Origin of the sequence: Shewanella sp. SR1 (genome assembly GCF_020447145.1) — a bacterium.
Taxonomy (GTDB): domain Bacteria; phylum Pseudomonadota; class Gammaproteobacteria; order Enterobacterales; family Shewanellaceae; genus Shewanella; species Shewanella baltica.
On the sequence record NZ_JAJAEF010000003.1, the window covers coordinates 80,114 to 100,325 of the forward strand.

The 20,212-nt window shown below is 46.6% G+C and carries 17 protein-coding genes and 3 tRNA genes; 10 read left to right on the top strand and 10 right to left on the bottom strand.

What is annotated here, in order from left to right:
• Window positions 1–125 precede the first annotated feature (125 nt).
• Window positions 126–887 (top strand): DNA adenine methylase, encoded by a 762-nt coding sequence (locus tag KV201_RS03760; RefSeq protein ID WP_226058557.1) that lies wholly within the window; start codon window positions 126–128, stop codon window positions 885–887.
• Window positions 888–1,592: 705 nt separating this feature from the next.
• Window positions 1,593–3,599: an excinuclease ABC subunit UvrB gene (gene uvrB, locus KV201_RS03765; RefSeq protein ID WP_006087199.1), complete on the top strand. Its 2,007-nt coding sequence runs from the start codon at window positions 1,593–1,595 to the stop codon at window positions 3,597–3,599.
• Between the two features lie 76 nt (window positions 3,600–3,675).
• Here the strand turns inward: uvrB and rrtA are convergent, their stop codons facing one another.
• Window positions 3,676–4,272: a rhombosortase gene (gene rrtA / locus KV201_RS03770; protein WP_226058558.1), complete on the bottom strand. Its 597-nt coding sequence runs from the start codon at window positions 4,270–4,272 to the stop codon at window positions 3,676–3,678.
• Window positions 4,269–4,991, bottom strand: coding sequence for a 7-cyano-7-deazaguanine synthase QueC (gene queC, locus KV201_RS03775; protein ID WP_011839925.1), 723 nt, complete (start codon window positions 4,989–4,991; stop codon window positions 4,269–4,271). The genes rrtA and queC overlap by 4 nt, the downstream gene beginning before the upstream one ends.
• A gap of 171 nt (window positions 4,992–5,162) precedes the next feature.
• Between queC and queE the strand changes: the two genes are divergently transcribed.
• Window positions 5,163–5,831: a 7-carboxy-7-deazaguanine synthase QueE gene (queE, locus tag KV201_RS03780; RefSeq protein ID WP_226058559.1), complete on the top strand. Its 669-nt coding sequence runs from the start codon at window positions 5,163–5,165 to the stop codon at window positions 5,829–5,831.
• Between the two features lie 119 nt (window positions 5,832–5,950).
• Here queE and KV201_RS03785 read toward each other — a convergent pair whose 3' ends face one another.
• Window positions 5,951–7,096: a PLP-dependent cysteine synthase family protein gene (locus KV201_RS03785; protein WP_226058560.1), complete on the bottom strand. Its 1,146-nt coding sequence runs from the start codon at window positions 7,094–7,096 to the stop codon at window positions 5,951–5,953.
• A 93-nt stretch (window positions 7,097–7,189) separates the two neighbouring features.
• On the opposite strand from KV201_RS03785, the gene KV201_RS03790 reads away from it, so the two are divergent.
• Window positions 7,190–7,339 (top strand): hypothetical protein, encoded by a 150-nt coding sequence (locus tag KV201_RS03790; protein ID WP_226058561.1) that lies wholly within the window; start codon window positions 7,190–7,192, stop codon window positions 7,337–7,339.
• Window positions 7,340–7,360: 21 nt separating this feature from the next.
• Here the strand turns inward: KV201_RS03790 and KV201_RS03795 are convergent.
• The 3 genes from KV201_RS03795 to KV201_RS03805 form a co-directional block, all read right to left on the bottom strand.
• A tRNA-Tyr gene (locus KV201_RS03795) sits at window positions 7,361–7,445 on the bottom strand.
• Between the two features lie 84 nt (window positions 7,446–7,529).
• Window positions 7,530–7,614, bottom strand: a tRNA-Tyr gene (locus KV201_RS03800).
• 71 nt (window positions 7,615–7,685) lie between these two features.
• Window positions 7,686–7,770, bottom strand: a tRNA-Tyr gene (locus KV201_RS03805).
• A 125-nt stretch (window positions 7,771–7,895) separates the two neighbouring features.
• Here KV201_RS03805 and KV201_RS03810 point away from each other — a divergent pair.
• The 3 genes from KV201_RS03810 to KV201_RS03820 all read left to right on the top strand — a co-directional run bounded on the left by KV201_RS03810 (window position 7,896) and on the right by KV201_RS03820 (window position 11,301).
• On the top strand, window positions 7,896–8,384 hold the full coding sequence (locus tag KV201_RS03810) for a VC2046/SO_2500 family protein (protein ID WP_006081552.1): 489 nt from the start codon (window positions 7,896–7,898) through the stop codon (window positions 8,382–8,384).
• A 208-nt stretch (window positions 8,385–8,592) separates the two neighbouring features.
• Complete coding sequence (locus KV201_RS03815; RefSeq protein ID WP_006081553.1) at window positions 8,593–8,880, top strand: DUF406 family protein; 288 nt, start codon at window positions 8,593–8,595, stop codon at window positions 8,878–8,880.
• Between the two features lie 237 nt (window positions 8,881–9,117).
• Window positions 9,118–11,301: a bifunctional diguanylate cyclase/phosphodiesterase gene (locus KV201_RS03820; protein WP_226058562.1), complete on the top strand. Its 2,184-nt coding sequence runs from the start codon at window positions 9,118–9,120 to the stop codon at window positions 11,299–11,301.
• Window positions 11,302–11,319: 18 nt separating this feature from the next.
• On the opposite strand, the gene KV201_RS03825 is transcribed toward KV201_RS03820, so the two are convergent.
• Both KV201_RS03825 and KV201_RS03830 read right to left on the bottom strand, forming a co-directional pair.
• A complete protein-coding gene (locus tag KV201_RS03825) occupies window positions 11,320–11,847 on the bottom strand; it encodes a YchJ family protein (RefSeq protein ID WP_226058563.1) in 528 nt (175 codons plus the stop codon).
• A gap of 129 nt (window positions 11,848–11,976) precedes the next feature.
• On the bottom strand, window positions 11,977–12,552 hold the full coding sequence (locus tag KV201_RS03830) for a nuclear transport factor 2 family protein (protein WP_006087192.1): 576 nt from the start codon (window positions 12,550–12,552) through the stop codon (window positions 11,977–11,979).
• 118 nt (window positions 12,553–12,670) lie between these two features.
• Here KV201_RS03830 and smrA point away from each other — a divergent pair, with 118 nt between their 5' ends.
• Window positions 12,671–13,261, top strand: a complete 591-nt coding sequence (gene smrA, locus KV201_RS03835) for a DNA endonuclease SmrA (protein WP_226058564.1) — start codon at window positions 12,671–12,673, stop codon at window positions 13,259–13,261.
• An 84-nt stretch (window positions 13,262–13,345) separates the two neighbouring features.
• Here the strand turns inward: smrA and KV201_RS03840 are convergent, their stop codons facing one another.
• Window positions 13,346–15,211, bottom strand: a complete 1,866-nt coding sequence (locus KV201_RS03840; RefSeq protein WP_226058565.1) for a M2 family metallopeptidase — start codon at window positions 15,209–15,211, stop codon at window positions 13,346–13,348.
• 220 nt (window positions 15,212–15,431) lie between these two features.
• Here KV201_RS03840 and KV201_RS03845 point away from each other — a divergent pair, with 220 nt between their 5' ends.
• Window positions 15,432–16,070 (top strand): TetR/AcrR family transcriptional regulator, encoded by a 639-nt coding sequence (locus tag KV201_RS03845; protein ID WP_006081559.1) that lies wholly within the window; start codon window positions 15,432–15,434, stop codon window positions 16,068–16,070.
• Window positions 16,071–16,086: 16 nt separating this feature from the next.
• Window positions 16,087–18,366, top strand: coding sequence for an acyl-CoA dehydrogenase (locus KV201_RS03850; RefSeq protein ID WP_226058566.1), 2,280 nt, complete (start codon window positions 16,087–16,089; stop codon window positions 18,364–18,366).
• Between the two features lie 266 nt (window positions 18,367–18,632).
• Here KV201_RS03850 and pyk read toward each other — a convergent pair whose 3' ends face one another.
• Window positions 18,633–20,072 carry a pyruvate kinase gene (gene pyk, locus KV201_RS03855; protein ID WP_006081562.1) on the bottom strand — a complete coding sequence of 480 codons (1,440 nt, stop codon included), beginning with the start codon at window positions 20,070–20,072 and terminating at the stop codon, window positions 18,633–18,635.
• Window positions 20,073–20,212: the final 140 nt, after the last annotated feature.

Consider the following 20,212-nt stretch of genomic DNA (forward strand, 5'->3'; position numbering starts at 1 on the left):
ATGCTACCAACACTGCTAGACCGTCAACACACAGGATTACACCCTGTGAGCCAACCAAGGCTCCCTCACCGCGTCGACACGGCGAACCGAGCCTAGCATAAAAAATCCTAAAAAAGGAGGCTCACATGCCAAAACCTATTATCCCTTGGATGGGTGGTAAACGTAGATTAGTTAAACAGATTTTACCAATATTCCCTGATCACCATACCTATGTTGAACCCTTCTGCGGCGGCGCTGCAATGTTCTTTAGCAAGGACGAGGCGAGGGTGGAGGTGGTCAACGATATGAATGGCGATCTCGTCAATCTTTATCGAGTGATTAAACACCATTTAGAAGAGTTTATAAGGCACTTTAAATGGGCTTTAATTAGCCGTGAAGAGTTCCTATGGCAGAAGAATACTAACCCTGAAACACTGACTGATATTCAACGAGCGAGTCGCTTCTACTATCTGCAAAAACTGGCCTTCGGCGGTAAAGTTTCCGGTCAGAACTTTGGATGTTCAGCGTCTCGACCCGCTGGCTTGAACTTGTTAAGAATTGAGGAGGATCTCAGCATTGCTCACCTACGCTTGGCGAGAACCTATATCGAGCGATTGGACTGGGCTGAGTGCGTAAGGCGATACGATAAGCCAGAAACTTTGTTTTATTTAGACCCTCCATACTGGAATACCGCAGGTTATGGTGTAGAGTTTGGATTAGAGCAATATGAATTAATGGCTGAACTTGCTAAGTTAATAAAAGGTAAAATGGTTATCAGTGTTAATGACATACCAGAAATGCGCGACGCGTTCGCTGGGTTGCAAATGAAAACTCTAGACATACGATACACAGTTGGAGGCTCACAACGCTCTGGAGAGCAGCAAGAACTGCTTATTTGGAACTGGTAAGCCAATGTATTAACTAGGTGGAAAAGACTCAATAGCTCTCGTTTTAGGGGGCTTTTTGAGAAGTTTATCAAATTGAATGAACCCATATTTATCAAACTAAGTGAAGCACTTAGTAATAAATCAATCACTAATTTTCAATATAGGTGAATTCGTTTATCAAATCTCGTGGCGCGCTACACGATACAAGTAGCAACATTTATCAAATGTAATTAAATTACCAAATGTTGAGTGGCTGTTGTTATGGTGCATGACAGCCTCCAATCCCGCGTGGTTTCTCGGTTATTTCGACTTATCAACAAAATCTGTGGATAACCCTGTGAGTTGTCCAAATAAATGGCCGTCAAAGCCTTGGCGTATGGGCGTCGGACTTAAAATGCACTATTTTGGGTGGGAAAAATAAACTTCAATATTATCAATTGAGTATTAAAAGCAAGTGGTTTTTGTTGAGGGTGAAAACAAGGTTGCAATTTTGTAATCGAACGAAATTGATTTCTTGTGTATTAAATTGGCATTTTTGCTTAGTTTGCGGGTGTTTTGTGAGCAAAAGCCGTTGAAAATGGCTTGGTCTAAAAGTTTCATGTTTCTTCCACTAAATTGTCATCTGGCGGTGTTACTGCGTATTGAATTGACGACAGGAAGGATAACGGTGGAGCTTAGTCGGTGACTTGATTAGAATGGGGCGACTCATTAAAAGGATATGTGCGCGTGTCAGAATCTGTTTTTCAGCTTGAATCGCAATTCGCCCCCGCAGGCGACCAACCTACAGCGATAGCCAAATTAGTCGATGGACTCGAAGCGGGTTTAGCTTGCCAAACCTTACTCGGGGTGACCGGCTCAGGTAAAACCTTCACGATTGCCAATGTGATCCAAAAGTTAGGTCGCCCCACGATTATCATGGCGCCAAATAAAACTTTGGCGGCGCAGCTTTATGGCGAGATGAAAGAGTTCTTTCCCCATAATGCGGTTGAGTATTTTGTCTCATACTACGATTACTATCAGCCAGAAGCCTATGTGCCTGCATCGAATACCTTTATCGAGAAAGATGCGTCGGTTAATGCCCACATAGAGCAAATGCGCCTGTCGGCGACGAAGGCGCTATTAGAGCGTAAAGATGTGGTGCTTATCGCCTCTGTGTCGGCCATTTATGGTTTGGGCGATCCCGACTCCTATTTAAAAATGTTGCTGCACCTACGCCAAGGCGATGTGATGGGGCAGCGTGATATCTTAATTCGTCTCAGTGAATTGCAGTATAAACGCAATGATATCGAGCTACAGCGCGGCACCTATCGCGTGCGTGGTGAAGTGATTGATGTTTTCCCTGCCGATTCTGAGCGTAATGCTATTCGTGTTGAGTTGTTCGACGATGAGATTGAGCGTTTAAGCGAGTTTGATCCGTTAACCGGCCATATCATTAAGCGCATCGCCCGTACAACGGTTTACCCTAAGACTCACTATGTGACGCCGCGGGAAAAAATCATTGCCGCCACTGAGTTCATTAAAGAAGAGCTGCGCGAGCGTAAGCAATTTCTACTCGATAACAACAAGTTAATTGAAGCCCAGCGTATCCATGAGCGAGTGCAATACGATGTGGAAATGATGGTGGAGTTAGGTTATTGCTCTGGCATCGAAAACTACTCGCGCTATTTATCTGGTCGCGCACCGGGGGAAGGGCCGCCAACCTTACTCGACTATTTGCCCGCTGACGGTCTATTAATTATCGACGAATCCCATGTGACTGTGCCGCAAATCGGCGCCATGTACAAAGGTGACCGTTCTCGTAAAACCACACTGGTGGAATACGGTTTCCGCTTACCATCAGCCTTAGATAACCGACCGCTCAAGTTTGAAGAGTTTGAGCAATTGATGCCGCAAACCATTTATGTGTCGGCGACACCGAGTGTCTACGAGCTGGAAAAAAGCGAAGGTGAGATTGCCGAGCAGGTCGTACGGCCAACGGGTTTACTCGATCCTGAATTAGAAGTGCGTCCTGTCGGGACTCAAGTGGACGATTTATTGTCCGAGATCGCCAAGCGCGTCGCTGTTAACGAGCGGGTGTTAGTGACGACGCTGACCAAGCGCATGTCGGAGGATTTGACTGAATACCTCGACGAACATGGCGTAAAAGTGCGTTATTTGCACTCGGACATAGACACAGTCGAACGGGTGGAGATCATCCGCGATCTGCGTTTAGGTAAGTTTGATGTGTTGGTTGGGATCAACTTATTGCGCGAAGGCTTAGACATGCCAGAAGTGTCACTGGTGTGTATTTTAGATGCGGATAAAGAGGGCTTCCTGCGCTCAGAACGCTCGCTCATCCAAACCATTGGCCGCGCCGCGCGTAACGTTAATGGCAAAGTAATCCTCTATGCCGATCGCATTACCAATTCGATGGCGAAGGCCATTGGTGAAACTGACCGCCGACGTGAACGCCAGCGCGCGCACAACTTAAAGCACGGCATCACACCTAAGGGCGTGGTTAAACGGATCACAGATGTGATGGATGTGGATGACGGCCGCGACAGTAAAGCTGTGTATGGCAAAGTGGCTGAACCTAAGTCCCATTACCATAAAGCCGATGCGACTGAGTTGAGCCATCAAATCGATCAGCTTGAGAAGAAGATGCACGAACATGCGCGCAACTTAGAGTTTGAACAAGCAGCGGCGATGCGTGATGAAGTCAAGCATCTGCGTGACCTGCTGATCAAGGCCTAGATTTACCTTAGCGCTAAAGATTAAAAAAGCCGTCCAGCAGTTATGCTGCGACGGCTTGTTTATGTCTGTCAGAGAATTACGCAGAGACTTTTACGGGACTAAACTTCAACGTGATGAATACCGCTAAAGCACAAATCAGCCCGCAGATTAAGCCAACCAAATGCGCCTCGGTTGCCACGCGCGCGCCTATCATGGCGGTGACATCATTGCTGGCGCCATAAAGCTGTTCGTGGCCAACCTTGATGATAACGCCAAGTAACAGCAGATAGCCTGAACGTAGCTTGCGGATAATATCCTGCACCGCGCCGTAGGCGAATAGGCCGTGCAACATGCCGCTTAAGCCGACATAACCGAGCAATTGCGGATAGCCCAAATATAAGCCTATGCCTTCGAGTAAGCATAATACCAGGAATAGTTCGCTTAAGCCTTTGAGATGGTAGTGGAAATGATGCAAAAACAGCACAACCCACAGACCCGCAAGATTCATCAACAGGTGCCACTGATTCGTGTGAAGTAAATTACCGCTGATTAAGCGCCACCATTCACCATCAGCAATAGCACTGCGGCGATAGGCGAGCAGGTTGTCGACAGCAGGACTGGCTAAGCCTGCGACATACAAACCCGCACATATCAGACTCACTATCAGCGCGACCCAATAGGGACTGCGTGTCATGCCTTAGGCTCGCTAGCGTCGAGTGAAGCCATGACTGCGGTTTTATCCTGCATGTACTCATCCAAACCACGTTTACGCAGATGACAGGCAGGGCAATCGCCACAACCATCACCAATCACGCCGTTATAGCAAGTGAGGGTATGGTGGCGAACTAGATCGAGTTGCTGGTATTTATCCGCAAGCGCCCAGGTTTGTGCCTTATTGAGCCACATCAAAGGCGTGATGATCTTCAGTTGTTTATCCATGCCTTGAACTAAGGCTGACTCCATCGCTTTAACAAAATCGTTGCGGCAATCTGGGTAACCCGAAAAGTCGGTTTCACATACGCCTGTGATAATCGCTTCAGCGCCTAATTGATAGGCATAAATGCCCGCAAGCGTTAAAAACAGAATATTACGCCCAGGCACAAAAGTATTCGGCAGGCCATTTTCCATTAACTCATGTGAAACCGGTATCGCATCACGGGTCAGCGCCGATATCGCTAACTCATTGAGTAAGGTGACATCCATGACTTTATGGCTAGTGATCTTCAAGCGTTTGGCTAAGGATTTGGCGACTTCAATTTCTTCGCGGTGACGTTGACCGTAGTCAAAGGTGATCCCGTGTACTTCATCGTACTGGGTTAGGGCTTGGATAAGACAAGTTGTCGAATCTTGTCCGCCACTGAATACCACCACTGCTTTGGACGCTAAGGGTTTTGACACTAAGCTCGTTGACATAAAAGATTTCACTTAACCGTAGAACACTCATAAATAGGCCGTTAGTGTAACTCAGGCCATAGTCCTTGCAAACTCTGGCGATCTAGATCAAATAGGCTTTCTCGGCGCAAAAACTTGCAGCTCAAGCTAAAATCCACTATAAATGCCGCCCCAGAAAAGTGGAACGCCAGCATGAACTACCCAGTCAACGAAGTATTTGAAACCATTCAAGGTGAAGGTGTCTTTACCGGAGTGCCCGCCATATTTGTCCGCCTGCAAGGTTGTCCCGTGGGATGCGCTTGGTGCGATACGAAACAGACATGGGATGTGCTTGAAGTGAATAAAGTGACGCCAGAGCAAGTCATTACCGTAGACGGCACTATTGGGCGCTGGGCAGAACATACGGCGCAAAGTCTTATCGCAGCTTTTCATGCTAAAGGTTTTACTGCGCGCCATATAGTGATCACCGGCGGCGAGCCTTGTATGTACGATTTACGCGAATTAACTGAAACCTTGCACAACCAAGGCTTTGCCACCCAAATCGAAACCAGTGGCACCTTCGACATCAACTGTGCCGATAACACTTGGGTGACGGTATCGCCCAAGGTGAACATGAAAGGTGGCTATAAGGTATTAGCGCAGGCGCTGAACCGTGCCAATGAGATCAAGCATCCTATCGCCACTGAAAATCACATTGCTGAATTGGATGAATTGCTACAAGACATCGATATTTCAGCGAAAACGATTTGCCTGCAGCCGATTAGCCAAAAGCTCAGAGCGACTGAACTGGCTATGAAGGTGTGTATTGCCCGTAATTGGCGTTTATCAATCCAAACCCATAAGTATTTGAATATTGATTAATGCCCTTCAGTTAATCTATAAACGATAAAAAAACGCCTCACAATTGTGGGGCGTTTTTTATGGCTGACGTTTAGCGGTGGACTTTAAAGCCATCGACTCAAGGAATTTAATCTCGTCGGTTAATCAAGCTCGCTTAGCTGACCAAAATGATTAAATGCCGCAAGTTGGCGCTGATAGGGGGCAATATCACCGACGTTAGCTGCAATCCAATCAGCATCGTAATAGGTATCGAGGTAACGTTCACCCGAGTCGCAAATTAGGGTCACGATTGAGCCTTGTTCTCCACGCGCTTGCATTTGTACGGCAAGTTGCAATGCGCCGTAAAGGTTAGTGCCCGTCGATGCGCCGGTTTTACGGCCAATCAGTTGTTCTAACCAATGAATTGTCGCCACTGATGCTGCGTCGGGGATTTGCAGCATAGTATCCACAACGCCAGGAATAAAGGATGGCTCAACTCTTGGTCGACCTATGCCTTCAATTTTACTGCCATTGCAACAGGTTAAGCTGGCATCGCCACTCTGATAGAAATCAAAAAACACCGAGTTTTGTGGATCAACTACGCAAAGCTGGGTCGCCAACCTTTGATAGCGGATGTAGCGGCCTATGGTCGCCGATGTGCCGCCTGTACCCGGACTCATCACTATCCAACGCGGGATTGTGTGTGGCTCGCGTTCCATCTGATTGAAAATAGAATTGGCAATATTGTTATTGCCGCGCCAGTCTGTTGCGCGCTCGGCGTAGGTGAATTGATCCATGTAATGGCCGCCCAGCTCTGCGGCTAGGCGCGCCGATTCGGCGTAAATCTCACTGGAATGGTCGACAAAATGACATTGGCCGCCATAGAAAGTGATCTGTTCAATCTTCTTTTTAGCCGTGCTTTTAGGCATCACGGCAATAAAAGGTAAACCGAGTAAGCGGGCAAAATAGGCTTCAGAAATCGCTGTGCTGCCAGATGAGGATTCGATAATCGGCGTGCCTTGTTTAATCCAGCCGTTACACAGGGCATAGAGGAAGAGTGAGCGGGCGAGGCGATGCTTTAAGCTGCCTGTCGGGTGGGTACTTTCATCTTTAAGATAAATATCTATGCCATCGAGCATAGGTAATTCAAGTTTAATCAGATGGGTATCGGCGCTGCGCTGAAAATCCGCTTCAATCTTGCCTATCGCATGGGCTTCCCACGTTGGGCAGAGTCTGTGAGCGCTGTGTGAGTCCACTGGCGGTTGAATTGTGTTAGATATCATCATAGTCACTTCGAAAGGGATCATTTTCAGAGCATATCACAGGGACGGGCAAAGCGGTTTTATTGGATCTGCTTGGCGTTACTCGCTTGGGAGCATTAGCTTGAAGTCGCGCGAGGCGTGATTGATGTTAACGACAAATATCGCGAACTAAAAAGATGGCTTCAAACAGAAGTGCAGTTTAATACAAAGAATGTAATCAGAACAAAAGGAATAGATGAAGCTATGGCAGATAAAACTGGAATAGCCAAAACGGAAATTGAAGAATAGGGGTATAGATAATGAAAGAAATGGTGGAGGGAGAAGGATTCGAACCTTCGAAGGCTGAGCCGTCAGATTTACAGTCTGATCCCTTTGGCCACTCGGGAACCCCTCCACAAACTTTCTGTACTTTTAAAGCTGAACCAAACATTGGCCATGTTTGATACTTGAAAATGATTATCTGCGTTAGAGATAAAGATGGTGGAGGGAGAAGGATTCGAACCTTCGAAGGCTGAGCCGTCAGATTTACAGTCTGATCCCTTTGGCCACTCGGGAACCCCTCCACTAATACCTTTAACGCTTTTGTAAAACTCTACATCATTTTCGAACAACACTCACAAACTTACAGTGCAAATGGTGGAGGGAGAAGGATTCGAACCTTCGAAGGCTGAGCCGTCAGATTTACAGTCTGATCCCTTTGGCCACTCGGGAACCCCTCCTCAATTGCGGCCGCCATAGTAGTCAGAAACCTTTTGCATGTAAATACCCAATTTAAAAATTTTCCTAAAGTTATGCATCAAATGGTCGATTAACTAACAACGAATTGTTTTGACGATGTTTTTTTATGCAAATTGATGTTCCTTTAGTCAACGAAGCCCAAATTGGCACCCGCTTAAACGCGGCGATAGAAAACGACAGACGGGGCGAATTCGCCCTGTTGCTGTCGTTACTGTCGGTTGACGCACGGGACATGGCGCAATTTCAATGGCAAAACGAGCTTGATATGGCGCAAAAATTACAGCGTCAGTTCGAGTTGCCACCGCAGCAAAGCTTAATGGCAGATTTATCTTCTGCCGAACCTGTAGTCGATAACAGCAGTATTTTTATGGCTCAAGGTCCGCGGGCATTTCAATTACAGCAGGCACTGCGACCGGAAGCCTTAGTGATCCGAGGCGGTGAGAGCGTTGCAATGGCCGAGGCCCTGAGTAACTGTGATCATGTCACCCAGCTCAGGCAGAGGGGCCAACTCAGCGCGCCTAAGGTTGAAATCATGCATTTTGCCGATCAATTGGCAATCCAACGTAATCTCGTGCCTCTGCTCGCTTCAGCCTAGGGCAGTCTTCCCGTAAGTGGTCTTCAATGCCAATCGAGTCAATCTGCGCTATTTCAGTAAATAAGCGTGAGCTAAAGCCAGTTATCTTGAGGCTTAATTACCTATAATTCTGATTAACCTATCGAGTTAGCCACTTACCGCGCAAATAAATTAGCGAGCATAGTTTAGTGATGCCGTTAATCAGTCGCTTTATAAATAAGGAATACAGATGAAAGGCATAATAGAAGCACAGAATCCGGCCGTAAATGACACTTGCACCGATTGTGGCAGTTTTGTCGATATCGGCGCCGTCATTGATGAACACGATACCTTATTGACGTTAAATTTTGTTGGCGATAGCGCGCAAACAGATGCAGAAAGTATGGCGAGCCGTGCCCAAGCTCGATTTGCTGAAGTACAAACTGAGTTTGTGACCACGGCGGCGGGTATCGATTTACTGCTGACCTTTGGTGTGAGCGCCGAGAAAATGATTTTCCAATTGGAAAACGGTTTATAAGTTTTTGTGCAGCACTTTTAGCGGATAGAATTCGAACTTAATCGTTTTAACTGTCTAAAAATGCTGCAGTTGTTAACTGAATTGTAATAAATTGTGCCACATGTTGCTGCACTTACAATAGATAGTGTAATCTGCCTCCAAATAAGAATAATTCAATCAGCTTAATTGCACATTTCAAGCTACGTTTGCGCGTAGTAAAGACCTTTAGCCCAACACGAAGTTTTGTAGGGAATCAGCGTGAAGCGACGTCAGCATCAGCATTTATTGGAGTCTTTGGTTCAGTCGACTGCAAAACAGCAGGGCGATTTCATCAAGACAGCAGAGTTAGCCACAGAGTTGTTGTGCCAGAATTTAACGGTTTCTTTGGTGTCAGTGTGGACGTTTTCAGCTGATCAACAAACCCAAACACTCGTTGCACAATTTGGTTCTATGATGTTGCAAGACATTCATAGGCCTAAACTATTACAAGCTTGTCCCCGTTATGTGCACGAGCTTAAAACCCTGCGCCATATCGATGCTGGCAATACGCTGACCGATCCCCGTTTAAGTGAATTGGCAGAGTGCTATTTTATCCCGCGGCACATCAATTCGAGTCTCGACATCGCCATTCGCATCAATGGTCGTCTGGAAGGTGTGCTCTGCATCGAGCGGGCGCAATTCACCCCTCACTGGCACGACAGCGAAATCCACCTCGCGTGCCAGATGGCCGACCAATTAGCTCTGACCTTAGCGACAAAACACAGCTACGACAAAGAAGAAAGCCTGAGCTTATTTCGCTGCGCAACAGAGCAATCACGGCAGATCAGTATGCTCATTAATCTGCATACTGAAAAAGTCGAGTATGTTAATCAGGCGCACAGTGAAATCACTGGCATGCCCCGTGAGCAGATAATCGGCGCAAATATCCGTGAATTGGCTTTTTTTAAGCAGCATGCCCAATTAGCCGAGCAAACCCTAGCGCAGATTTTTAGGGGCGAGATTGCCAAAGGCGAAGCGCAGTTTAGCCGTGCCGATGGCAGCCGCTATTGGCTGACATATTTGCTGAGTCAATTTATTACCGACCGTGGCAATCATTATGCCTTGGTCTCGTGTGAGGAAAATACCGATGAGCATAACTACAAATCAGAGCTTGAACGCCTCGCTTGGCGCTGCGGATTAACGGGGCTACATAACCGCACCCACTTTAATCGAGTGCTTGAACGTACCAATAAGGGACTGTTGTTATTAGTCGATCTGGTTGGATTTAAGCGGTTTAACGATACCTATGGCCATGAGAATGGCGATAGCTTATTGATTGAAATTGCCCGCCGTTTGAAACATTTCTCCGAGATCAATAAAGCCACCGAAATTGCCCGTGTCGGCAGCGATGAATTTGCCGTGCTGCTGACTGATGATAACGCAGTATACGATCTCGATTATTTTAGTACGCGTCTGTATCAGCATCTGGCTATGCCTATCTTAATCGGTCGCGAACAAGTCGAGCCCAAGCCTGCCTTAGCTGTGGTTGATATCGCCTCGGTGGCGAGTTTGTTTGCGCCGTTAACCTGTGCCGATATTGCCGTTCAGTATGCTAAAAAGAAAAAGGGCACAGCAATCCAAGTGTTTAACAGCACTTTATTGAGCGCATTTAAAGAAGATGCACAGATAGAGCGCGATTTACACAGTGCCATCCGTGGTCGTCAGTTTGAGCTTTATTATCAGCCACTGAGGGATTTGGAGCAGAATACCTATATTGGCGCTGAAGCTTTAATCCGTTGGCATCACCCTAAAAGAGGCGTGTTATTTCCCGCATCTTTTATCGATATTGCCGAGCAATCGGGGATGATTAATTCCATCGGCAGCTGGGTGTTAGAGGCCGCATGTCGCCAGTTGAACCTGTGGCAACACCATAACGCGGACATGACAATGCACGTGAATGTGTCGGCCCGTCAGTTTTTCAGTGGCAATTTATTCGAGCAGGTGTGGCAGCTATTAACTCGTTATCGATTGAAACCTAAGACGTTAATTTTAGAGATCACTGAAACTGAGTTGATGGGCGACATTCGCCATGCGACCTTGTTATGCCAAGAATTGGCTGAATTAGGCGTGGGGCTCGCGATTGACGATTTTGGTACGGGTTACAGCTCTATGCGGTATTTGAAGCAGTTCCCGATCAGTAAACTCAAAATAGATCGGTCGTTTATTTCAGATCTCACCGTGAGTCGCGAAAGCCGCGAAATTGTCTCAGCCATTATCGCCATGGCGAGTGCTTTGAATATCTCCTTGACGGCAGAAGGGGTTGAAACCCTTGAGCAAGAAGCCTTTTTAGCGAAAAGCTTTTGCCATCAGGCGCAGGGTTATCTCTACAGTCCTGCATTGCGGGAGCCTGAGTTTGCACAATTTATCTTGTCGGCCAAAAGCCCTTCGGTCTTGACCCACTAGACTGGTGTACTTGTTAAATCAGAGGGATTTTAAGCAGCATTGTTTGAATTTTTTACCGCTATGGCAAACGCAAGCATCATTTCTGCCGGGTAACTTCGCCGTCATTTGCTGGCCTTGGCTGTAATACCAGCGGCCCGTTTGATAGATAAATTCTGAACGCTCATAGATAGCATTAATTTCACCTTCGAGTTTGTACCAAGCCTTAAATGTCACATTGCCATGTCTTGGCTCCGCGATTGCTTGATTCGCAGCTTGAGAGTTGTGGGCGGGTGTTTCACTGCTGCTGAGTACTTCTAGTCCTAGCCAATGTGGGTGAGGGCCAGTATTAAGACTCGCTAGGGTGAGGCCGTTTAGGTACTCGGGATGATGTGTTTTCAAAATGTAATCAAAATTTTTCAACACAAATGCGCAGTAACGTGAGCGCATGAGTTGCTCGGGCGTGTGCGCAACGACTTGCCCAGAATCGACATGAATATGCAGTGGATTGCAGCAATCTTGATAGCGTTTGCTACTGCCACAGGGGCAGCTTTGTTCAGTTGTAATCATGTTTTCTTTGCTACATAAATTAAATGACAATTTATTTCAATAAATTAGGCTTTTATTTTAACGCATTATACTTTTATTTTAATGCATTAAGCATGTATCTGAATGCGTTAAATATCGTCAGCACAAAACTTAGGGCAGCTTCTTACCCGCAGGTAAAGGCGGGAACTGGCGACCATAATACAAGTTAGGCACAGGTTTCGCATTCAGGTAATAGCTAGGTTCTGCACGATTATTCGTGTCTAAGCTCACTTTCCATTGGGTCGCTGAGACTTTTTCTGTACCAATGGCAAATTTGCCTGCAAATTCACTCACAGGTTCGCCCGTTTCTTTTGCTGGGTAAAATCGAACCAAATAATAGCCAGTATCTATGGCACCATCGCCGATAATTTTACGCTTGGTGATGCGAAAATCGACGTCGATAGTGGCTTTCTTCGCGCGGATTTTATCGAAAAACTTTTGGTAAATCGCGACGATATTATCTCGGCCATAGTAAATTTCTTTACTTTGACTCTCAGACAAGTAGCTAGCGTCATCGGCATAAATCTCACGGGTCACTTCAGGTGACAATTGATTAAAAGCGCTAATAAACAAAGGATAATTAGCGTTGATCAATTGATCATCGGTGGATTTTGTATGCGTTTTAGCTGGATTGGCTAAGCTTGGCAGCGACAATAGGCACATCAGGACTAGCGGCAAAAATTTCATTACTTTATTCTAATCTGGCAATCATGGCGTCACTATAATGGAGCCGCCCGCTGAACTAAAGCCTTGAATGATTACAAAGTGTGTTTCTGTACAAGAGTGTGAAGTAAAGGAGCTTGCCATGCTGGATGATGAATCAGCACTGTTTTTTGAGGAAATGGCTGGAGTTGTGCCACTGAAAGGCGAGGTGCCTGTGGTGAGTTTTGCGCCCAAAGCGTTAACGGCGGAACAAATCCACAGACGTGATGCCTTACAAAGGGAAGCTTATTTAGCGTGTATGCCGCTGGATTTAAAAGCGTTTGTGCAGCAAGCGCCGGATGACATTGTCAGCTTTAAGCGTGAGGGGGTACAAGGCGGCGTTTTTAAACGACTCCGAATGGGGCAATACAGCATCAAGATGGAGCTTGATGTGCATGCTTATCGGCTTAATCAAGCTCGCGAGGTCATACTCAACTATTTACTGGCAGCGCAGGCGCACGGTGAGCGGTGTGTGATGTTGATCCACGGTAAAGGTTATCAGAGTCAACCCTTTGCTGGATTACTCAAATCCGCTGTGTGTTGTTGGTTATCACAACTGGATATGGTGCTGGCCTATCATTCGGCGAAAACTGAGCAGGGCGGCACTGGAGCGCTGTATGTGATGTTAACTAAGTCTGAACAGCTAAAGCTTGAAAACCGTGAAGCCAATCGTAAAGGTATGGGATGGCGTTAGATTAAACAGATAAGTATTGAATAAAAATGCCCAATTTTATTGGGCATTTTGTTTTATGTTATTGGGTGATAATTTAATGACCCCTTACCAACCACACTGGCGGTTTGCTGTGGTATTTTGCTCATCTAACCATGTTTTAAGCGGTGCGAAGTAATCGAGCACAGCTTTGGCATCCATGGTTTCTTTGCCGGTGACTTCTTTCAATGCTTCAGGCCATGGCTTACTTAAGCCTAACTCGAGCATCTTATTGAGTTTCTCTCCCGCAGCTTGATTGCCATAAATACTGCATCTATGAACCGGACCTTTATCGCCCGCAGTTTCACATAGCGCTTGATGGAACTGGAATTGCAGAATATGCGCGAGGAAGTAGCGGGTGTAAGGCACATTACCTGGCACATGGTATTTAGCGCCTGGATCAAAGTCAGCTTCGCTGCGCTTCGTCGGTGCTTTTACGCCTTGGTATTTTTCCCTGAGATCCCACCATGCTTGGTTATATTGGGCAGGCGTGATTTCACCACTAAACACTTTCCAGCGCCACTGATCTATCATCAGACCAAAGGGCAAGAAGGCAATTTTATCTAAAGCTTGCTTCAGTAAGAGGCCAATGTCCTTAGAGGCATCAGGCACTTCATCTAATAAGCCAATCTGCTTTAAGTAGCTTGGGGTGATCGACAGCGCAATCGTGTCACCAATCGCTTCATGGAAACCATCGTTGGCGCTGTTTTTAAACAGGAATGGTTGCTGCTTATAAGCGCGTTGATAGAAGTTATGTCCAAGTTCGTGATGGATCACGCTAAAATCTTCGGCGGTCTTTTGGATACACATTTTTATGCGAATATCGTCGAGATTATCGAGATCCCATGCCGAAGCGTGGCAAACCACATCACGATCCTTTGGCTGAACAAATAGAGAACGTGCCCAAAAACTTTCTGGCAATGGCGCAAATCCTAGAGACGTGAAGAAGCCTTCGGCTTGTTTCACCATTTTATGCTCGTCATAGCCATTTTTTGCCAGTAGTTCAGTGACATCGTAACCCGGGTCCGCATTGTCTGGGGCGACTAAATCATACACATTTCCCCATTGCTGGGCCCACATATTGCCGAGTAAATGTGCAGGGATAGGTCCTGTAGTCGGTGCGATGTTATCGCCGTATTCTTTATTGAGTTCACCGCGCACGTAACAGTGCAATGATTCATAAAGGGGTTTCACTTGGCCCCAAAGACGATCGAGTTCCTGTGAAAAATCATCGGGTTTCATATCATATTGACTACGCCATAGCTCAGACAGGTTTGCATAACCAAGATCCTTCGCGCCTTCATTGGCCAGTTCCACTTCACGTTGAAACAAGGGACGCATGGGTTTAGCAATTTCACGCCAGCCTTTCCACGCTTCTAGTAAGGTTGCGGGATCCCGTGATTCGGCCATCAAGCTCGATAGCTCAGGCTGGGTCATACACTTACCGTCGGCAAAACAGTACTTTCCTTTGCCGTATAAGCCATTTAACTCTGAGCTAATTTGCGCAAGCTCGGCATTTTTCGCAGGATCGAGCGGGGCGGGCAATACTAACGCACTGCGTAGAATATTAAGCTTACGGGCATTAACGGGATCGAGTTGCACATTGGCGTACTTAGCCGCCTCTGTTGCAAATTTTACCGACGCTGCGCTGACCTTTTCACCGACTGCGGCAGACAGAGCCGCGGTATCATCGGTAATAAAGTTGCTGTAAATCCATTCGGCGCGATTAGACTCAATCGACAATTCAGCCATTTTAGCTTCAGCATCGTTAATAAAAGCAATGGCTTGTGTTTTATCTGGGGCGGTATTGATGACAGCCGCTTCAGTGCTAGCAGGCTTGTCGGTTTTACTTTGTGCATCATTACAGGCCGTTAATCCCAGCGCTAAGGCGACTGTAAGGGCGATTTTACTGCGACGATTTAATGAAATAACCATGTCTACTTGTCCTTGTTGTTTTTGTGTTACACAGTTTACCTAAAGCTAAGGCTTATTGCACAAGGGTTAATGGGCTTGTTAGTCACACTTAATTCGTAGATGTTCGACATGCAGTGGGTATGCAGGCTAGAAAGCGGCGAGTTTGTCCAATTTTAGTTTGACATCCGTGGTGCCAATGTTTAATTTAAACGAGTGTTTTAAATTAATTCAAGGTCACGGAATGGCAAGTCGATCCGATACAAAAACTAGAATACTTGATGCCGCAGAAAAACTGTTCGCCGAACGGGGCTTTTCTGAGACCTCGTTGCGACTCATCACCAGTAAGGCTGAGGTGAATTTAGCATCGGTCAATTATCACTTTGGTTCTAAAAAAGAGCTGATCCGTGCAGTATTAGCGCGTTATTTAGACGTGTTTATGCCTGCGGCTTCAAACCAAATTAATCGCTTAAATGCCGCGCCAGCACAAGCAACACTCGAAGAAATTTTGTCTTCACTGGTCGATCCTTTATTGGATTTAAACGCGCTACGTACCGAAGGCACCACGATCTTCCTGCAGCTTTTAGGCCGTGGCTATATCGAAAGCCAAGGACATTTACGTTGGTTTATCACTACCCATTACGGCCAGCATCTCGATGCTTTTGTTAAAGCCGTGTCGGCCAGTGCGCCACATATTCCACCCGCTGAAATGTTTTGGCGTTTACACTTTACCTTAGGCACTATCGTATTCACTATGGCGTCCGCCGATGCCCTAAACGATATCGCTGCTGCTGAGTTTGGTGAGCATAACGACATCGAAGCCGTGATCCGTAAAGTGATCCCATACATGGCGGCTGGCGTATCAGTCCCCGTTTCTTCTTAATTAAAAGGTCTTGATAATGTTGACGATTATAATTCTTGCCCTGATAGCCATTGTCGTGTTGTTTGCGGTGAAAAATATCCGGATGCAGTTTATTACCCGCCCAGTTTTTAGTTTTTTCAAGAAGGTCTTGCCGCCACTTTCAGATACCGAGCGCGAAGCGATGGAAGCCGGTGATGTCTGGTGGGAAGGGGAGTTATTCCGCGGAAATCCTAACTGGAATACCTTGCACAGCTACGGTAAACCGACGCTGACCGCTGAAGAAAAAGACTTTATCGATAATCAAGTGATGACAGCACTGACGATGATCGATGATTTCGACATAGTGCATAACCGCAAAGATTTACCGCCAGAGTTGTGGGAATACTTCAAGAAAGAAGGTTTCTTCGCCCTGATCATTCCGAAGAAATTCGGTGGTAAAGCTTTCTCTGCCTATGCTAACTCTACGATTGTCAGCAAATTAGCCAGCCGTAGCGTAAGCGCCGCCGTGACCGTAATGGTGCCGAACTCTTTAGGCCCTGGTGAGTTGTTGACCCATTATGGTACGAGTGAGCAGAAAGAACGTTGGTTACCTGCTTTAGCTAAAGGCGATGAAATTCCTTGTTTTGCGTTAACCGGTCCAGAAGCAGGCAGTGATGCTGGCGCTATCCCGGATTTGGGCATTGTGTGCCGTGATACCTTTAATGGCGAAGAAATGCTCGGGCTAAAACTCACTTGGGATAAGCGTTATATCACGCTGGCGCCTGTAGCAACGGTTCTGGGTTTAGCGTTCCAAATGCGCGATCCTGAAGGCCTGCTTGGTGATAAGAAAAACTTAGGCATTACCTGTGCGTTGATCCCAACGGATCATCCTGGAGTGGTTATTGGTCGTCGTCATAATCCGCTAGGTATGGCGTTTATGAGCGGTACCACCCAAGGTAAAGAAGTGTTTATCCCGCTGGATTGGATTATCGGTGGCCCTGAATTTGCCGGTAAAGGCTGGCGTATGCTGGTTGAGTGTTTGTCGGCGGGCCGCGGTATTTCATTGCCTGCATTGGCAACGGCTTCTGGTCACATGGCGACGAAGACGACAACGGCATACAGCTATGTGCGTCATCAGTTTGGTATGGCGATTGGCCAGTTCGAAGGGGTGCAAGAAGCGCTGGCACGTATTATTGCCAACACTTATCAGTTAGAAGCCGCACGTCGTTTAACGACTACGGGTATCGATCTTAAGGTTAAACCTTCGGTTGTGACTGCGATTGCTAAGTACCACATGACTGAATTAGGCCGTTCTGTGATGAACGATGCCATGGATATTCAATCGGGTAAGGGCATTCAATTAGGACCTAAAAACTATTTAGGACACCCTTATATGTCGAATCCAATTTCGATCACTGTGGAAGGCGCGAACATTCTAACCCGCTCCTTGATGATTTTTGGTCAAGGTGCGACTCGCTGCCATCCTTACGTGCTTGCCGAAATGGAAGCCGCAGCGATGGAGAACCAACATGAAGCCTTAGAGCGTTTTGATGCGCTATTAATGGGCCACATGGGTTATGCCACGCGTAATGCTTTCAGTGCGTTGTTTAGTGCCTTAAGTGGTAGCCGTTTTGGCAGTGCGCCAGTGAGCGGTGAAACTAAGCAGTACTATAAAGATATGTCGCGTATTTCATCTGCATTAGCCTTAATGACGGATTTATCAATGCTGATCATGGGTGGCGATTTAAAACGCAAAGAAATGCTGTCGGCACGTATGGGTGATGTGCTCAGCCAGTTGTATTTAGGCTCAGCAACCTTGAAGCTATTTGAAGACAATGGCCGTCAACAGGACGATTTACCCGCGGTACGTTACGTAATGGCCAATCGTTTGCACTTAGCGGCGAAAGCACTGGAAGACACGATCCGTAACTTCCCGAGCCGTCCTGTGGCATGGTTACTGCGCGGCTTAATTTTCCCGCTGGGTAATCACTTCAATGCGCCGAGCGATAAAATGGCGACCGATTTAGTCGGCGGCATGTTGAAGCCTGGCCCTGCTCGTGACCGTATTACCTTCTTATGTCCTGAATTTGAAGGAGATAAAGGCGGTATTGCAGAAGTTGAGCAAGCGTTTGTTGCGCAATATGCCTGTAAAGATATTTATAAAAAACTGAAGAAAGCGCAGCGTGCCGGTGAACTGCCAGCCAAAGTGCCTAATCTAGTTTTGTTTGCAAAAGCACTTGAGACTGGCGTTATCACTGCCGATGAAGAGCAGAAATTGCAGCATGCTGATAAGTTACGCTTAGCGGCAATTAATGTGAATGATTTCGAAGCGTTATAGTGATTAATAGTGTTTGATGTGAGCGTTTAATGTTAGTGCGGTCTGGTCTAAGCGGTATTAGGTTCAATGATTACTCCGCTTGGGCGATAGGGCCGCTGAGATTTTCCTCAGCAATGAGAGAATGATACATCTGCATTAACAGAAATCAGCACTTACAGATAACAGCATTTACAGAGAACTGCAGATATAAAAAACCACCTTCATAAGGTGGTTTTTTATTGGCTTTTTTCTAACGCGCTTTAGTCGTTAGAAGAAGCTAAAGCAATTTAAGCTACGATCAACACTTTACAGGTGTTAGTGCCGCCAATCGTTTCCATTGCATCGCCTTTGGTCATCAGCACCATATCACCGCTATTCAAATAACCTGCAGCTGTTAATGCTTCTAACGCTTTTTGCGCTAGCTCATCGGCTGGGTGGATAGTTGAATCGAAGTAGATTGGTAATACGCCGCGGTACAAGGCCATTTTAGCCAGTGTTGTTGCGTGACGTGATAAACCTAAGATCGGCAGTGCAGAACTGATGCGTGACATCAACTGTGGGGTCGCACCCGATTCAGTCAAAGCAATAATCGCCTTAACGCCTTCAAGGTGGTTAGCCGCATACATAGTCGATAGTGCAATCGTTTCTTCAACTGAAGTGAAACGCACATCTAATCTATGCTTAGACACAATAACACTTGGGTGAGATTCTGCGCCAACACAGACGTTTGCCATTGCCTTAACGGTTTCTTCTGGGAAGTCACCGGCAGCGGTTTCAGCTGATAACATCACAGCATCGGTACCATCAAGCACTGCGTTCGCCACGTCCATTACTTCGGCGCGGGTTGGCATTGGACTTGAAATCATCGATTCCATCATCTGAGTGGCGGTGATGACGACTTTATTCAGTTGGCGTGAACGGGCGATTAACTTCTTCTGCACAGCAACGAGCGCAGCATCACCAATTTCAACACCTAAGTCACCACGGGCAACCATGACAACGTCAGACGCTAAGATCACATCATCCATAGCTGCATCAGTCGCGACGGCTTCAGCGCGTTCAACTTTAGCCACGATCAAGGCATTACAACCAGCTTGACGGGCAAGATCACGGGCGTAATCTAAATCAGCACCACTGCGTGGGAACGAAACGGCCAAATAATCCACTTGGATCAATGCCGCAGTCAGAATGTCAGCCTTGTCTTTTTCGGTCAGCGCTGCAGCAGAAAGTCCGCCGCCTTGCTTGTTAATACCTTTGTTGTTAGATAAAGGGCCAGCCACAGTCACTGTGGTGTGCACTTTACGGCCTTCAACACGCTCAACGCGTAATTGAACACGGCCATCATCTAACATCAAGATATCGCCAACAGTCACATCGTCAGGCAATTGCTTGTAGTCGATACCCACTTGGGTCTCGTCGCCTTCACCTTTTGCTAACTCGGCATCAAGCACGTAGGCTTGACCTAACACCAGTTGCACTTTCTTATTGTCTTTGAAAGTAGAAACGCGGATTTTAGGGCCTTGTAAGTCACCCAAAATAGCCACATGAACGCCCAACTCTTTAGCGATTTCGCGCGCTTGAGTGGCTCGTTTTAAGTGATCTTCAGGGGAACCGTGGGAGAAATTAAGGCGTACAACGTTTGCACCTGCCGCGATGATGCGGCGTAGATTATCATCACGATCGGTAGCGGGACCTAGAGTGGTGACGATTTTGGTTCTGCGGAACATAAGGATACTCCGTTAAAGTTAAAAAAATCTTGGGCCTATATTACCATGCAATTCCAGATTATGTAGTAAAGTTACAATCAAATTGATCTAAAGTTATGTATGAAAATTGTGAGGTATCGCTGATATTTGCACGATAAATG

What these genes read in the sequence shown, in the direction of transcription:
- KV201_RS03760 (WP_226058557.1), top strand. Translation starts at nt 126, where the DNA reads ATGCCAAAACCTATTATCCCTTGGATGGGTGGTAAACGTAGATTAGTT.
- rrtA (WP_226058558.1), bottom strand. Translation starts at nt 4,272, where the DNA reads ATGACACGCAGTCCCTATTGGGTCGCGCTGATAGTGAGTCTGATATGT.
- queC (WP_011839925.1), bottom strand. Translation starts at nt 4,991, where the DNA reads ATGTCAACGAGCTTAGTGTCAAAACCCTTAGCGTCCAAAGCAGTGGTG.
- queE (WP_226058559.1), top strand. Translation starts at nt 5,163, where the DNA reads ATGAACTACCCAGTCAACGAAGTATTTGAAACCATTCAAGGTGAAGGT.
- KV201_RS03785 (WP_226058560.1), bottom strand. Translation starts at nt 7,096, where the DNA reads ATGATCCCTTTCGAAGTGACTATGATGATATCTAACACAATTCAACCG.
- KV201_RS03810 (WP_006081552.1), top strand. Translation starts at nt 7,896, where the DNA reads ATGCAAATTGATGTTCCTTTAGTCAACGAAGCCCAAATTGGCACCCGC.
- KV201_RS03815 (WP_006081553.1), top strand. Translation starts at nt 8,593, where the DNA reads ATGAAAGGCATAATAGAAGCACAGAATCCGGCCGTAAATGACACTTGC.
- KV201_RS03825 (WP_226058563.1), bottom strand. Translation starts at nt 11,847, where the DNA reads ATGATTACAACTGAACAAAGCTGCCCCTGTGGCAGTAGCAAACGCTAT.
- KV201_RS03830 (WP_006087192.1), bottom strand. Translation starts at nt 12,552, where the DNA reads ATGAAATTTTTGCCGCTAGTCCTGATGTGCCTATTGTCGCTGCCAAGC.
- smrA (WP_226058564.1), top strand. Translation starts at nt 12,671, where the DNA reads ATGCTGGATGATGAATCAGCACTGTTTTTTGAGGAAATGGCTGGAGTT.
- KV201_RS03840 (WP_226058565.1), bottom strand. Translation starts at nt 15,211, where the DNA reads ATGGTTATTTCATTAAATCGTCGCAGTAAAATCGCCCTTACAGTCGCC.
- KV201_RS03845 (WP_006081559.1), top strand. Translation starts at nt 15,432, where the DNA reads ATGGCAAGTCGATCCGATACAAAAACTAGAATACTTGATGCCGCAGAA.
- KV201_RS03850 (WP_226058566.1), top strand. Translation starts at nt 16,087, where the DNA reads ATGTTGACGATTATAATTCTTGCCCTGATAGCCATTGTCGTGTTGTTT.
- pyk (WP_006081562.1), bottom strand. Translation starts at nt 20,072, where the DNA reads ATGTTCCGCAGAACCAAAATCGTCACCACTCTAGGTCCCGCTACCGAT.